This is a genomic window from Agrobacterium sp. MS2 (assembly GCF_003261015.1).
Classification (GTDB): domain Bacteria; phylum Pseudomonadota; class Alphaproteobacteria; order Rhizobiales; family Rhizobiaceae; genus Agrobacterium; species Agrobacterium pusense.
This window is the reverse complement of the sequence record NZ_QLNF01000086.1, coordinates 85056-99153: the sequence shown is the minus strand read 5'-3', so window position 1 is coordinate 99153 and position 14098 is coordinate 85056. Positions and strand designations below refer to the sequence as shown.

The 14098-nt window shown below is 60.2% G+C and carries 15 protein-coding genes; 6 read left to right on the top strand and 9 right to left on the bottom strand.

From position 1 onward, the window contains the following. The first annotated feature begins 53 nt into the window (after window positions 1-53). Window positions 54-791: a sulfate transporter family protein gene (locus tag DOU54_RS23395; protein ID WP_113731865.1), complete on the top strand. Its 738-nt coding sequence runs from the start codon at window positions 54-56 to the stop codon at window positions 789-791. On the opposite strand, the gene nth is transcribed toward DOU54_RS23395, so the two are convergent. Next, on the bottom strand, window positions 753-1535 hold the full coding sequence (gene nth / locus DOU54_RS23390) for an endonuclease III (protein ID WP_004445242.1): 783 nt from the start codon (window positions 1533-1535) through the stop codon (window positions 753-755). The genes DOU54_RS23395 and nth overlap by 39 nt on opposite strands. A gap of 37 nt (window positions 1536-1572) precedes the next feature. Here nth and DOU54_RS23385 point away from each other — a divergent pair, with 37 nt between their 5' ends. Together DOU54_RS23385 and DOU54_RS23380 are read left to right on the top strand one after the other, a co-directional pair. Next, a complete protein-coding gene (locus DOU54_RS23385) occupies window positions 1573-2052 on the top strand; it encodes a DUF2244 domain-containing protein (RefSeq protein WP_113731864.1) in 480 nt (159 codons plus the stop codon). 217 nt (window positions 2053-2269) lie between these two features. After that, on the top strand, window positions 2270-3142 hold the full coding sequence (locus tag DOU54_RS23380; RefSeq protein WP_034496818.1) for a methylated-DNA--[protein]-cysteine S-methyltransferase: 873 nt from the start codon (window positions 2270-2272) through the stop codon (window positions 3140-3142). Between the two features lie 69 nt (window positions 3143-3211). On the opposite strand, the gene DOU54_RS23375 is transcribed toward DOU54_RS23380, so the two are convergent. Continuing rightward, entirely contained in the window at window positions 3212-4186 is a 975-nt protein-coding gene (locus DOU54_RS23375) for a sugar-binding transcriptional regulator (RefSeq protein ID WP_034497564.1), read from the bottom strand. A 205-nt stretch (window positions 4187-4391) separates the two neighbouring features. Between DOU54_RS23375 and tal the strand changes: the two genes are divergently transcribed. Beyond that, window positions 4392-5357, top strand: a complete 966-nt coding sequence (gene tal / locus DOU54_RS23370) for a transaldolase (RefSeq protein WP_004445235.1) — start codon at window positions 4392-4394, stop codon at window positions 5355-5357. A gap of 103 nt (window positions 5358-5460) precedes the next feature. Here the strand turns inward: tal and DOU54_RS23365 are convergent, their stop codons facing one another. Then, on the bottom strand, window positions 5461-6228 hold the full coding sequence (locus DOU54_RS23365; RefSeq protein ID WP_113731863.1) for an IclR family transcriptional regulator: 768 nt from the start codon (window positions 6226-6228) through the stop codon (window positions 5461-5463). Window positions 6229-6433: 205 nt separating this feature from the next. Here DOU54_RS23365 and DOU54_RS23360 point away from each other — a divergent pair, with 205 nt between their 5' ends. Further along, complete coding sequence (locus tag DOU54_RS23360; protein WP_037092311.1) at window positions 6434-7165, top strand: SDR family oxidoreductase; 732 nt, start codon at window positions 6434-6436, stop codon at window positions 7163-7165. 55 nt (window positions 7166-7220) lie between these two features. Here DOU54_RS23360 and DOU54_RS23355 read toward each other — a convergent pair whose 3' ends face one another. The 5 genes from DOU54_RS23355 to DOU54_RS23335 all read right to left on the bottom strand — a co-directional run bounded on the left by DOU54_RS23355 (window position 7221) and on the right by DOU54_RS23335 (window position 10990). Continuing rightward, window positions 7221-7394 (bottom strand): DUF1328 domain-containing protein, encoded by a 174-nt coding sequence (locus DOU54_RS23355; RefSeq protein WP_003499086.1) that lies wholly within the window; start codon window positions 7392-7394, stop codon window positions 7221-7223. A 108-nt stretch (window positions 7395-7502) separates the two neighbouring features. Beyond that, window positions 7503-8357: a metal ABC transporter permease gene (locus DOU54_RS23350; protein WP_077986910.1), complete on the bottom strand. Its 855-nt coding sequence runs from the start codon at window positions 8355-8357 to the stop codon at window positions 7503-7505. Continuing rightward, the gene (locus tag DOU54_RS23345; protein WP_113731862.1) at window positions 8354-9214 is read right to left on the bottom strand and encodes a metal ABC transporter permease; all 861 of its coding nucleotides are present in this window, start codon (window positions 9212-9214) and stop codon (window positions 8354-8356) included. The genes DOU54_RS23350 and DOU54_RS23345 overlap by 4 nt, the downstream gene beginning before the upstream one ends. After that, complete coding sequence (locus DOU54_RS23340; RefSeq protein WP_193603447.1) at window positions 9207-10103, bottom strand: manganese/iron ABC transporter ATP-binding protein; 897 nt, start codon at window positions 10101-10103, stop codon at window positions 9207-9209. Before DOU54_RS23340 ends, DOU54_RS23345 begins: the two co-directional genes overlap by 8 nt. Next, window positions 10100-10990 (bottom strand): metal ABC transporter substrate-binding protein, encoded by an 891-nt coding sequence (locus DOU54_RS23335; protein WP_072493047.1) that lies wholly within the window; start codon window positions 10988-10990, stop codon window positions 10100-10102. The genes DOU54_RS23340 and DOU54_RS23335 overlap by 4 nt, the downstream gene beginning before the upstream one ends. 284 nt (window positions 10991-11274) lie before the next feature. Here DOU54_RS23335 and DOU54_RS23330 point away from each other — a divergent pair, with 284 nt between their 5' ends. Beyond that, the gene (locus tag DOU54_RS23330; RefSeq protein WP_286079954.1) at window positions 11275-12210 is read left to right on the top strand and encodes a hypothetical protein; all 936 of its coding nucleotides are present in this window, start codon (window positions 11275-11277) and stop codon (window positions 12208-12210) included. A gap of 254 nt (window positions 12211-12464) precedes the next feature. Here the strand turns inward: DOU54_RS23330 and lysS are convergent, their stop codons facing one another. After that, complete coding sequence (gene lysS, locus DOU54_RS23325) at window positions 12465-13964, bottom strand: lysine--tRNA ligase (protein WP_113731860.1); 1500 nt, start codon at window positions 13962-13964, stop codon at window positions 12465-12467. Window positions 13965-14098: the final 134 nt, after the last annotated feature.

The following is a 14098-nucleotide window of genomic DNA, read 5'->3' as shown; positions in this document are numbered from 1 at the left end:
CCTATCTCCTCCTGAGAGAGTGCCCCAACCCGAGAAACTTCAAGGAGTTCCGAATGATTTTTGTTGCGGCGCGGCTCGCCTTCCAAAATCTCTTTGCCGCCGAAACCCGGTCGGTGTTCTGGAAGGTACTGGGGCTCACCCTTCTCGTGCTCGCGGCCCTGTGGTTCGCCATCCGCTCGATCTTCATCTATTTCGCCCTGCCATGGATAGACGCGCTGATTCCCGGCGTGCCGGACTGGGCGGGCTGGCTGAGCTTCGTTTTCGCCATTTTCGCCGGAATAGGGCTGGCTCTGGCACTGGCGCTGCTCATCTCGCCGGTCACTGCCGTCATCGCCGGCCTGTTTCTCGACGATGTCGCCGAAGTGGTTGAAAAAAAGAGCTATCCGGACGATCCGCCCGGCAGGGCGATGCCGATGGGCGAGGCTGTGCTCTCCTCCATCAAGTTTTTCGGCGTTGTCATTGCCGGCAACCTCATTGCGCTTTTTCTGCTGCTTGTTCCCGGTATCAACCTCATCGCGTTTTTTCTGGTGAACGGTTACCTGCTCGGCCGGGAATTCTTCGAATTCGCGGCGATGCGCTTCCGCTCGCCCGCTGACGCCCGGCTGTTCCGGGTAAAACACCGCACCACCGTCTTCATGGCCGGGCTGGTCATTGCGGCCTTTCTGGCGGTTCCATTCCTCAACCTGCTGACGCCGCTTTTTGCGGCCTCCATGATGGTGCATCTGCACAAGGCTGTCAGCCGCCGCGACCCTTCATTCGCCGCCAGCCGAACCGAACAGCTGCGCGGGTAATTCCACCAGCGGCGCCGGAATATCGAAGGTTTTTTCCGGCGATTTGCAGATATCGGCAATCACGCAGCGCTCGCATTCCGGCTTGCGTGCCTTGCAGCAGTAACGCCCGTGCAGGATCAGCCAGTGATGCGCATGGAACAGATATTCTTCGGGAATGATGCGGATCAGCCGGTCTTCAACCTCGTCAGGGGTCTTGCCCGGCGCAAGACAGAGCCGGTTGGCGATGCGGAACACATGTGTGTCCACCGCAAGCGTGGGCACGCCGAAGGCCATCGACATCACCACATTGGCCGTCTTGCGGCCCACGCCGGGAAGCGTCACCAGTTCGTCGCGGGTCTTCGGCACCTCGCCGCCGAAATTGTCGATCAGCATCTGCGACAGGGCAATGACGTTCTTCGCCTTGTTACGGTAAAGCCCGATGGTCTTGATGTAACCGATCAGTTCTTCCTCGCCGAGCGCCAGCATCTTTTCCGGCGTATCGGCCACCCTGAACAGCGCGCGGGTGGCCCGGTTCACGCCCACATCGGTCGCCTGTGCGGACAGCGCCACAGCCACCAGCAGGGTGAAGGGATTGGTATGTTCCAGCTCGCCTTTCGGTTCCGGCCGCTGGATGGAAAAGCGGCGGAAGATTTCGCTGAGCTCCTCCCTGGAATAGGCCGTCTTCACCCGCGCCGGCCTGCGCGCGGCTGCCGGATTTGACTTTTTCAAGGTTTGGGTGCTGGATCGTTTCTTGGCGATTGTCATGGATTATCTATAGCCAGCCCGCCCAAAGGAAAGCAACGTGGATACGCTCAACGACCAGCCGATTTTCGCGGCGGAACTCGTTCCGCACCGTTCGCTTGGCCGCCGCGGTTTCCGGCTGCTTCTCATCCTGTCGGGATTTGCCTGCCTGATCTATGGCCGCTTTTTCTTCGCCACTGGAGCGTGGCCGATCGGCCTGTTTTTCGGACTGGATTTTCTGCTGCTTTATATCGCTTTCCGCGTCAATTACCGGGCGGCCAAGGCGCGGGAGGAGGTCAGCGTCTCGCGCACCAGCCTGTCGATCCGAAAATTCTCCCCTGCCGGACGAATGGTGGAGCATCGCTTCAATCCGTTCTGGGCGCGTTTCAGGGTGAGGCGGCATGACGAGATCGGCATCGTCTCGATGCATGTGACGGGCGAGGGCCGGGCGACCGACATCGGCTCGTTCCTCAATCCGGATGATCGGGAAAGCTTTGCCAAGGCGTTTGGCGGTGCGCTGGCGACGGTGCGGCGGATGTAAGAGGATAATCCAGCTCTCCCTCCGTCATTCCGGCCCTGAGCCGGAATCCAGCCGACGCGCGTCGGCCCGGCGGAAAAGACTCCTTTCAGCCCAAGGACTTTGGCTGGCTGGATACCGGCTCGAGGCCGGTATGACGGTAGAAATGGAGCAGGGCGCAAGAAACGGGTGGAGACGACCACGCTTTAATGGTTTTCTCTTACCCGTTAGGAGATTTGCGATGAACGCCAATATTGCGCTGAACGAAGACATCACCCCCATCGGATCCGATTACGACACGGTGCGCGGGGTCATCGAGCTTTTGACGCTGGATTATCGCGAGCAGCCCTCCCTCGAAGCCATTGCCGCAAGGCTCGGCCAGTCACCGACGCAATTGCAGAAGACTTTCACCCGCTGGGCCGGCCTTTCGCCCAAGGCATTCCTTCAGGCTGTAACGCTCGATCATGCCAAGCGGCTTTTGCGCGAGGAGGATCTGCCGCTGCTCGAAACCTCGATCGAGGTCGGCATGTCGGGGCCGGGACGCCTGCACGACCTCTTCGTCACGCATGAAGCCATGTCGCCCGGCGAATGGAAGGCGAAGGGCGGCGGGCTGACGATCCGTTACGGGTTCCACGCCTCGCCCTTCGGTCTTGCGCTGGTCATGGTGACCGATCGTGGACTTGCCGGCTGCGCTTTTGCCGATCCGGGTGAGGAGAGGGCCTGTTTTGAAGACATGGCCGGCCGCTGGCCGAATGCGGATTATGTCGAGGATCGCGAAGCGACCGCGCCTTATGCCGCCCGTATCTTCGATCCGTCCATGTGGTCGGCGGACAGGCCGCTGCGTGTTGTGCTGCTCGGTACGGATTTTCAGGTGCGGGTATGGGAAAGCCTCCTCAAAATCCCGATGGGCCGCGCGGTCACCTATTCGCACATCGCCTGTGATATCGGCCAGCCTACTGCCTCCCGTGCCGTGGGTGCCGCAGTGGGGGCAAACCCGGTGTCCTTCGTCGTTCCCTGCCATCGCGCTGTCGGCAAAAGCGGGGCTCTAACGGGTTACCATTGGGGCCTCACTCGCAAGCGGGCGATGCTGGGTTGGGAAACGGGAAAGGTGTGAGGCTGGTCTCCCTCATCCCTGTGCTTGTCACAGGAATGAGGGGTGTCTGAGTAGGCTGCCTGACAACGCCTAAACTAGCTCCATCAACGCTCGCGCCGCCGCCTCGTCCGTTATCAGCGTATTGCAGCCGATCCGCTTGATCGTGGCGCGGATGGCGATGGCGCGGTGGGCGCCGCCGGAGGCAAGCACGATGTGTTTGGCCTTGCGCAGCGTGTCGAGATCGATCGCCATGGCGCGCTGGTTGATTGGATGATCGACCGAGCGGCCCTCGGCATCGATGAAGTTGAACATGGTGTCGCAGACGCAGCCGGCGTCAATGAGTTCGCGCAGCGTCTCCCTGGAGATGAAACCTTCCGACAAAGATGTGGAGTGCGGGCCGATATCGCCGCAGGAGACGATGGCAAGATCGAGCGTTTCGGCGAGATCGTACAGCGTTGCAAGCCCGCATTTTTCGATCAGCGCCCGTTTGGTCTCGACCGAATCCACCAGCAGCGGTGCGAGGAACATGTAACATTCCGCGCCGAGCGCGCTCGCCAGCCGCCAGGTGTAATCGAGCGGGTTGGTCTGGTGCACGGCGACGATACCGCCGAGCAGCGAAACGACCTTGCAGTTCTCCCGGCGCGGCGGGCGGAAGCTGGAAAGCGAGGCGGTCATGGTGCGACCCCAGCCAACGCCGATGGTGGCGCCATTCGGCACCGCTTCGGAGAGAAATTGCCCGAGCGCCAGCCCGACGGCCTTGGCGGTGCCTTCCGCACTGGCTTTGTCTGGAGAGGGGATGATCACGGCCTCGTCCAGCCCGTAAGCCGCCTCAAGCTGGCCGGCCAGCGAGACGAAATCTTCGATACCCTCATTGATCCATATCTGCACTTCGGAGCGCTTCATCGCTTCGTCCAGCAGGCGTATGACGGTGGAGCGGCTGATACCCAGTTTTTCGGCGACGTCCTTCTGCGTCATGCCCTGATTATAATAGAGCCATGCCGCCCGCAGCCGCAGCGAAGCCGCTTCCGAATAGGCCGTATGGGTTTCTCTTCTCAGTTTTGCCACGGTTTCCGCCATTCATTGTGTTTGCCGAGTATCGCAGGCATGAAACTTATGTCAATTGCGATGCGCAAATGTCTTGACTTTCGACCGTGCCGCTTGCGATAGTCAGAGCCGACGAAACCGCGATTTCGGCCTTGGGCGCACCCATGGTGCGGGAACGAAATGACGGCTGAGCAAGTTTTCAAGAGATCATGAAGGATCATTCGATATGACATCCAAACTCGAACAACTTCGCGCCATCACCACGGTCGTTGCCGACACCGGCGATATCGAGGCGGTTGCGCGCCTGAAGCCGGTGGATTGCACCACCAACCCGACCATCGTTCTGAAGGCGCTTGGCACGCCGGCATTTGCCGATGCGGTCAAGGAAGCCGTCGCCTGGGGCAAAAAGCAGGGCGGCCAGTCCGACGCCGTTGTTGCTGCCGTTGCCGATCGTCTGGCCATCTCCGTGGGGGCAGCGCTTGCCGGCCTCGTGCCGGGCCGCGTATCGACCGAAGTCGATGCCGACCTTTCATTCGATACCGAAGCCTCCATCACGAAGGCCCGCCACATCATTGCCGCCTACAAGGAGCGCGGCATCGAGCGTGAACGCATCCTCATCAAGCTTGCTTCCACCTGGGAAGGCATCAAGGCTGCCGAAGTGCTGCAGTCCGAAGGCATCGACTGCAACCTGACGCTCCTTTTCTCGCAGGCTCAGGCGATTGCCTGCGCCGAAGCCAAGGTCTTCCTCATTTCGCCCTTCGTCGGCCGTATCCTTGACTGGTACAAGAAGTCGACCGGCGAAAACTACACCGCCGAGACCGATCCGGGCGTCGTTTCCGTGCGCAGCATCTACAACTACTACAAGGCCAATGGCATCAGCACCGTCGTCATGGGCGCGTCCTTCCGCAACGTCGGCGAAATCGAAGCGCTTGCCGGTTGCGACCGCCTGACGATCAGCCCGGCGCTGCTGGAAGAGCTGGACAAGGATACCGGCAAGCTGGAGCGCAAGCTTTCGGCAGACAACGTCAAGGCCGAGCCGCTGCAGTCGCTGGACGAGAAGGCATTCCGCTGGGCGCTGAACGAAGACGCAATGGCTACCGAGAAGCTCTCGGAAGGTATCCGCCTCTTCGCCAAGGATCTGGTGACGCTGCGCGAAATGGTGCGCAAGGAACTGACGGCCGCCGCCGCCTGACGAAAAAAGGGGGAACCATCCGCGTTCCCCCGACGTTTACGAGACATAAATCTCCAGTCAACTGAAACGCGATCGGATCCCTGCCGGTCGCGTTTTTTTGTGCTCAGATAGTGCCCGTCACGATCTCGGAGATACGTTTTGCTGCCTCGCGGATCAACACCTCGCAGGCTTCGCGTGTGGGCGCCTTGCCGCCAAGAGGGGTAATATAGGGGCAGGTGATCACGGCCAGCGCGGTGCCATCGAGCGTCAGCACCGGAGCGGAAATATTGCGGACACCGGCGGTCTGGAGGCTGTCCATGGATTCGAAGCCGTTCTTGCGCACCTCTGCCAGCCGATCGGCAAGACCCGGCGGTATGGTCTCGCCGCTGCCGCGCACCTGTTCGGTTATCATGATCTGGCGCTGCGCTTCTGTCTGGAAGGCCAGAAGCACGTGGCCCGAGCCGGTGTGGAACAGGCTCATCTGCGCGCCGACACGCACGGACATGGCCCAGTAGGTGGATGATTCCTGTTGGGCAATGACGACAACGCTGCCGCGATCATGGACCGCCAGATGGCAGGCCTGCTCCGCACTCGCCGAAAAATCGCGCATGACAGGGGCCGCGAAGGAAACCAGCCGGCGGATAGGCGCATGGAAATGCGCCAGCCCGAACATTTTCAGCGTCAAAGAGAATCGATCGCCGTCAAGCCGCTGCACATAACCCCGGCGCACCAGCCGGTCCAGCATGCGGTAAAGCTCGTTGGGGCTCTTTCCGATGGACTTGGCGATCTCGATCTGTGTCAGCCCGCCATCGGTGCGGGCCAGAAGTTCGAGAATGTCCAGGCCCTTGTCGAGGGCGGGAGCGCGATATCTTTCGCTGTCGTCGTCGGTCATCTGGCCTCGATGATGATGGTGTGTATGGTCGCCGGCGCCGGGCAGGGCCTGAAAATAGGCTTGCCCTATACCGTCCGTCCACGCAAGTTTGCTTGACGCCATATGAATACCGCGTTTACATATGAATTGTCGATCCATATTTGAGATCACTGAAATTCAACGGCTCGGCCCCGGCAGGCGGGCGTGCCTTAGCCGGAGGCTATTCATGGTGCAGGATTTTAACGGCCGGACAGTGGTGATCACCGCGGCCGGTCAGGGTATCGGGCGGGCGGCGGCAGAGCGGTTCGTGTCGCTCGGGGCGCGCGTCATCGCCACCGATATCAATGAGCAGGCGCTTTCTACGCTCAAGGGGGCAGAGACGCGGGTTCTGAACGTGCTCGACAGCGATGGCGTAAAAGATTTTGCCGCCGATATCGGCCATGCGGATGTGCTGTTCAACTGCGCCGGTTTTGTTCATTCCGGCACCATCCTCGAGTGTGAGGAGAAGGACTGGGATTTCTCCTTCGACCTCAACGCAAAAGCCATGTACCGTACCTGCCGCGCTTTCCTGCCCGGCATGCTGGAGAAGGGCAAGGGCGCAATCGTCAACATGTCCTCGGTTGCGTCCAGCGTAAAGGGAGTGCCAAACCGGTTTGCCTACACCGCTTCCAAGGCCGCCGTTGTGGGCCTGACCAAGGCGATTGCGGCGGACTTCGTGACAAAGGGCATTCGTTGCAACGCCATCTGCCCCGGAACGGTGGATAGCCCTTCGCTGCACGATCGTTTGCGCGCCACCGGCAATTACGAACAGGCTCTTGCAGATTTCATCGCGCGCCAGCCTATGGGCCGCATCGCCACGCCGGAAGAGATCGCAGCGCTCGTCACCTACCTCGCGTCAGACGAAGCAGGTTTCACCACCGGCCAGATCCATGTCATTGATGGCGGCTGGACGGGCTGACGGATTTCAAGGGAGAGGGGAGGGCGACCGGCGTGACAACCGGTCGCCGTTTCATTCAGACGACGGCGCTTCCGGCCATCAGCGCAAGCACGAGGAAGACCAGGAAGATCACCACGGCGATGAAGAACAGAATGCGGGCCACGCCGGCTGCGGCTGCCGAAATGCCGGTAAAGCCGAACACGCCCGCGATCAAAGAAATGACAAAGAAAATAAGAGCCCATTTAAGCATGGCGCTTCCCCTTTTGCGAAATTTTCCCGAGCCGCCGCCCCGCGACAGGCTCGATAAAATGACGCGCAAAAGGAGAAAATGTTCCACGCGCCCGTAAAAATCGTTCTTTTATATTGCCGTCTCACGGGCCGTGTCGGTACGGCGGGTTTTCCAGATGGTGCGGACGAATGTCGCGACGAAGGTGACGCTCATGAAGAGCACGATCGTGGGGGCGGGAGCGCTGTCGATCAGGAAACTCAGCCATATGCCCGCAAGCGACGAGGCGACCGCCACCGCAATGGCCACCAGCAGCATGGCGGAAAAACGCCGGGTCAGCAGGAAGGCGATTGCGCCCGGTGCGACGAGCATGGCGACGGAGAGAATGATGCCAACCGCCTTCAGCGCGCCGACTACGGTGAGCGACAGCACCATCAGCAGGCCATAATGCAGCACACGCACGGGCAGGCCGATGGCTCTTGCATGTTGCGCATCGAAGGCGTTGACCAGCAGATCCTTCCGCAGGATGCCGAGAAACAGGGTGGCGAAAAGCGCGATCACGCCCGTCTCCAGCATGTCCAAGGGCGCGATGCCGAGCATGTCGCCGAAGAGGATATGGTCGAGATGTACGTCGCTCTGCACCTTCACGTAAAGCACCAGTCCCAGCCCGAACATGCCGGAAAAGACGATGCCGAGCACCGTATCCTCCTTGATGCGGCTGTTTTCCTTGATGAAACCGGTGCCGAGGGCACATATCATGCCCGCGATGAAGGCCCCGATGGAAAGCGGGATGCCAACGATATAGGCCACCACCACGCCGGGCAGCACGGCATGGGAAACGGCGTCCCCCATCAGCGACCAGCCCTTCAGCACCAGAAAACAGGAGAGCATTGCCATGGGCATCGCGATCATCAGCGTGATCAGGAAGGCATATTGCATGAAAGGCAGTTGAAACGGCAGTATGGCCAGTTCGAGATATTCGCTCATGGCGTTTCCTCCAGCGCCCTGCGCGCCTTGGCGCGCGAGGCGAGCAGGCCGTGTTTGGGTGCAAAGACAAAGGCGGCAAGGAAGATCGCCGTCTGTAGCACCACGATGACGCCGCCGGTCGCGCCATCGAGAAAATAGCTGAGATAGGCGCCGATGAAGCTGGTGGCCGCGCCGATGATGAGGCTCATCAGGATCAGCCGCTCGAAACGGTCGGTCAGGAGATAGGCAGTAGCACCCGGCGTCACCACCATGGCGACGACGAGGAAAGCGCCGACAGTCTGTAGGGCGGCAACCGTGGAGGCGGCCAGCAGGGTGAAGAAGATCACCTTCAGCACTTCCGGTTTCAGCCCCACGGTGCGGGCGTGGTTCTCATCGAAGAACACCACCATGAAGTCGCGCCATTTCAGCGAAAGCACAAGGAGGCTGATACCGCCGATCAAAGCCAGCTGGATGGTGTCTTCAGCGGTGATGGCGAGGATATTGCCGAGCACGATGGTCTGGATATTCACCGAGGTCGGCGAGAGCGACACCATGAACAGGCCAAGCCCGAAAAACGAGGTGAAGATCAGGCCGATGATCGCATCTTCCTTGAGCCGTGTCTTCTGATTCAGAAACAGCATGGACCCGGCCGCCAACCCGCCGGAGAGAAACGCGCCGAGCGAAAAGGGCAGGCCCAGCATATAGGCTCCGGCAACCCCGGGAACGATGGCATGGGAAAGCGCATCGCCGATCAATGACCAGCCCTTCAGCATCAGATAGGCCGAGAGAAAGCCGCAGACACCGCCCACCAGTGCGCTGACCCAGATGGCGTTCAACATGTAACCATAGGTGAAAGGCTCAAAAAGGGTGTCAATCATCGGCTTTCTCTTTCGGAGCCTCAGAATCGCCCCTGTCCTGGCCATTTTTGCCGTAGATCACGAAGGGCCGCTCGTCATCGGTTATGACCTTCAGGCGGCGCGGATCGGCGTCGCTATGCAGGTCTGCCCCGCCGAGAACGAAGTGGCGCAGGCTGCCGCCGAAAGCCCTTTGCAGGTTTTCCTCTGTAAAGGTGTCGCTTGTTTTGCCCGACGCCAGAACCGTACCCTTGACGAAGACGGCGCGGTCGCAGAATTCCGGAACGCTGCCAAGATTGTGGGTGGAGACCAGCATGACGCGGCCCTCGTCGCGCAGCGCCTTCAAAAGCGCGACTATCTGCTCCTCCGTCGTCACGTCGACACCGGTGAAAGGTTCGTCCAGCAGGATCACCTGTCCTTCCTGCGCCAGCGCGCGAGCCAGAAACACGCGCTTCTTCTGCCCGCCGGAGAGTTCGCCGATCTGCCTTTTGCGATAGTCGAGCATGTTGACGCGTTTCAGCGCCTCTTCCACCATCTGGTGATCGCGCTTCGAGGGAATGCGCAGGAAATTCATGTGGCCATAACGGCCCATCATCACCACGTCTTCCACCAGCACCGGAAAGCTCCAGTCCACCTCTTCCGCCTGCGGCACGTAAGCGACGAGGTTTTTCTTCAGCGCCTCCTTTACCGTCAGGTCGAAGATCGAGACGGAACCGGCGGCCAAAGGAACGAAACCCATGATCGCCTTGAAAATCGTGGACTTGCCGGCGCCGTTGACGCCGACAAGTGCCGTGATCGTTCCGCGGGGAATGGAGAAGCTGGCATCTCTTAATGCGGTGTGGCCGTTGCGATAGGTCACTGTCGCATTTTGAACCGTCAGGCCGCCGCCTGATCTTTTACTCCCCATTCTCATGAAGACAGTCCCTTGGCGATGGTTTCGCTCGTCACACGCAGCAGGTCCAGGTAAGTCGGGACGGGACCATCAGCCTCGCTCAGCGAATCCACATAGAGAATGCCGCCATAGGCCGCACCGGTTTCCTTGGCCACCTGCTGGGCTGGATCGGCGGAAACGGTGCTTTCGCTGAAGATGACGTGGATATTATGCTCGCGCATGGCGTCGATCACACCCCGAACCTGCTGGGGCGTGCCCTGACTGTCGGCGTTGACCGGCCAGAGGAACAATTCCTTCAGGCCGAAATCGCGGGCGAGATAAGAAAAGGCGCCTTCACTTGTCACCAACCAGCGCTTGTTTTCCGGAAGGGCCGAAAGTTCATTGCGGATCGGCTGCACCGTGGCCCTGATCCTGTCCGAATAGGCCTTGGCATTGGCGGCGTAGACATCGGCGTGGGCGGGGTCGATCTCGCTCAGGCCCTTGCGAATATTTTCGACGTAGATCAAGGCGTTATCGGGAGACATCCAGGCGTGCGGATTGGGCTTGCCCTGATAGGCGCCGCCGCTGATCGCCATCGGCTTCACACCATCGCTCACCGTCACATCAGGCACGCCGGAGAGGTTAGTCAGGAATTTCTCGAACCACAATTCCAGATTGAGTCCGTTGCGCAGCACCAGATCGGCCTTGCGGGCCTTCAGAATGTCGCGGGGCGTCGGCTGGTAATTGTGGATTTCCGCGCCGGGCTTGGTGATGCTTTCCACCTCGGCCGCGTCACCCGCTACGTTGCGCGCCATATCGGCGATGATGGTAAAGGTGGTCACGACAACAGGTTTTTCCTGGGCAAAGCCGACGCCCGGAAGAAAAAGCGAGAAAGCGAAAATGGCGTGGCGGAATTTATGGACGTTCACGTGCTCACCAGATTTTGTTGCGACTAATTCGCAATACCATCTGTTATAAAATCACCTTTGTCAACGCTATTGCAAATCATTCGCAAATCTTGAGATTTCTGAAATGTGCGAAAATGATGCGCTTTTGCGGGTATCTTGCCTGCGGGATTAAACTTTTTTCAATGAGAAAGCGGCACTATCGGAAGGCTCGGACAGCGTGGTCCGAAGCTTATCCCGCGCGTGTTCCTCATCCTTCGAGCCACGTTTCCGGGGTGAGGGCGAGAGGCGGGGTACTTGATGTCAGGATGTTGCGGGTGAAAGCTGTATTCGGACGAATGCGGTTTTCGCGCAAGCTCGTTATGATTGGAGGCGGGATCCTGCTTTTGGCAGGCGCGACCGGTTCCGCTGCCGTGTTCATCGGCAGCGAGCGGCTGCTTGGCCCATCCTATGCCTCCACCAACGGGCTTTCCTGCGACGCAGTCCAGACAGTGAATATCCGCAAGAACGGCTCGCTATGGGTACGCAAGTTCATTCGCACCGAAGGCGGAGACGGCACGGAGCGGTTGAAAACCGCCCTGCGCGTCGCCAAAGCGGTTTACGACAAACAGAAGCCCGATCTGGTTCAGGTCTCCGTGCTTGACAGGAACGGCCCGCAGCTGCGCTCGGAAATGCGTGGCCGGGCCATTGCCGCACAGGTGGTCTTCATTCCGGATCCGGCGAAAATTCCCGAGGGCGCCGAGGCCCGCCGTTATTCAGCCTTCTATTATGACGGCGCAGCAAATGGCAGCGGCCAGTTTTACGGTCTGCGCATCGATCTGCCGCTTGAAGATACCGAAGCCATGGCTGCCAGCCTCAGCGACTTCGCCGATTGTGCGACGCCGGTTGCGGAGCCGGAAGCGGGCGGCCACGAGGGCAATTCCGCCAAAGGTCACGGCGAAAGCAAGGGCGGGGCCAGCGGCGAACATGACGCTGCGCCAACGGAGCCCGGCCATGGCGAAACTGCTCCGGAAGCACATGACGAAACTCCTTCTCCCGAAGCGCATGGTGAAACCGTCACCGACGAGCTTCTGACCTCGACACCGGAAGCCGAGGGCAGCAGCATATTCAGCCTGTCCTATCTGAAGTCACTGATCTTCGGAAAAGGCTCGACCACCGCGCAGGCGGCGGAGGAAAAACCGATGGACGGAGAGGCGGCGGTGGCAGAGGAAGCTGCTGGCGAAAAGGCCAAGGCGGGGCATTGAGAGGGATTCGGCTGTTGCCGATGCGTTCCTGTTTCATGCCGGCGGCAGGTTCCGCCGACGCTGCCTTGTCATGCTTGCGCGACGTCATCCTTGTGCTTGTCCCACGCCTCTAAGCACGTCAACAAAATCGCTACGTTAGCAAATCCTCGGGACAAGCCCGAGGATGAGGTTGAGTGAATATTCACCCTTCAGCGCCAACTTCAAGGGGATTGCAGCTTGCCCGGAAATTCGAACCGGGCAGCGCTCCTGGTGCCTCAATCCGCCTTGTTGCGGCGGGCCGGGAAGAGAATGACGTCGCGGATCGACGGGGCGTTGGTCAAAAGCATGATCAGGCGGTCGACGCCGATGCCGAGGCCGCCGGCGGGTGGCATGCCCTGGTCGATGGCGTCGAGGAACTCGTCGTCCAGCTGCTTGTCCTTTTCGCCACGCGCATGCGCCTGTTCCAGCTGCTCCACCATGCGGCGGCGCTGTTCTTCCGGATCGTTGAGTTCCGAGAAGGCGTTGCCCACTTCCCAGGCGTTGCAATAGCTTTCGAAACGCTCGACGAGGCGGGGTTCGCCCGGCACTTCCTTGGCGAAGGGCGAGATGTCTTTCGGAAAGTGCGTGACGTGGCTCGGCTGGATCAGCGTGCCTTCCACCTTCTCTTCGAAGATGAAGGCAAGGCATTCGCCCCAGGTCCAGTCCTTCTCGACAGCAAAACCGGCGGCCTTGGCGGCAGCTCGGGCTTCTTCGTCGGTCTTGATGGCGAGGAAGTCGATACCGGTTGCTTCCTTCACCGCATCAGGCATCGGCACGCGCTTGAACGGACCCTTGAACGAGATCGTCTGGCCCTGGAATTCCACCTCTGTGGTGCCGTGGAGCGAGATCGCCAGCGTCTCGAACAGCCGCTCAACGAGACCCATGATGTCCTCGTAGTCGGCATAGGCCCAATAGCACTCCATCATGGTGAATTCAGGATTGTGCCGTGTGGAGACGCCTTCGTTGCGGAAGTTGCGGTTGATTTCAAAAACCTTGTCGGAAAGGCCTGATACCAGCGTGCGCTTCAGGAAAAGTTCCGGCGCGATGCGCAGATACATGTCCATCTTCAGCGTGTTGTGGAAGGTCTTGAACGGATCGGCGGTCGCGCCGCCATAGACGGTCTGCAGCATCGGCGTCTCGACTTCGAGGAAGCCTTCGGCCTCCATGAAGCGGCGGATGCCGGAGAGAATCTTCGAACGCTGCAGGAATCGCAGCTTGGATTCCTCGTTGGAGAGAATGTCAAGGTGGCGCTTGCGGTAACGCAGCTCGATGTCGGAGACGCCGTGCCACTTCTCGGGCATTGGCAGCAGCGACTTCGTCAGCATGGTGATTTCTTCGGCGTTGATCGTCAGCTCACCGCGCTTGGTGCGGCGCACCTTGCCGGTCACGCCGATGATGTCGCCGATATCGATCATCGGCAGCAGGTTGCGCGCCGCTTCCGGCGTCGTATCCTTGTGGCTGAAGATCTGCACCTTGCCCGAGGCGTCATGAATATCCATGAACATGCCGGAATTGCGCGAGGAATAAACGCGCCCCGCCACCGTCACCGTATCACCGGTCTCGACGTCGGCTTCGATATCGGCATATTTCTCCGCCAGCTCGGCATTGCTCATCGTGCGGTGGAAATGCGTCGGATAGACGTCGCCGATCTGCTCGCGCAGCAGCGCAAGTTTCTGGCGGCGCACTTCTGTTGCGTCGGAGGAGAGGGCGGTGGTTTCGGTCTTGGTGTCGGTCATCGTGTTCGCCTTTAGCGGGCTTGTTCGTTGCGGTTACCCTTGGCGCTCTGGGTTACCCCCCTCTGTCCTGCCGGACATCTCCCCCACAAGGGGGGAGATCAGATGCCGCGCCCGCCCGTTCCATGGGCAAGGTG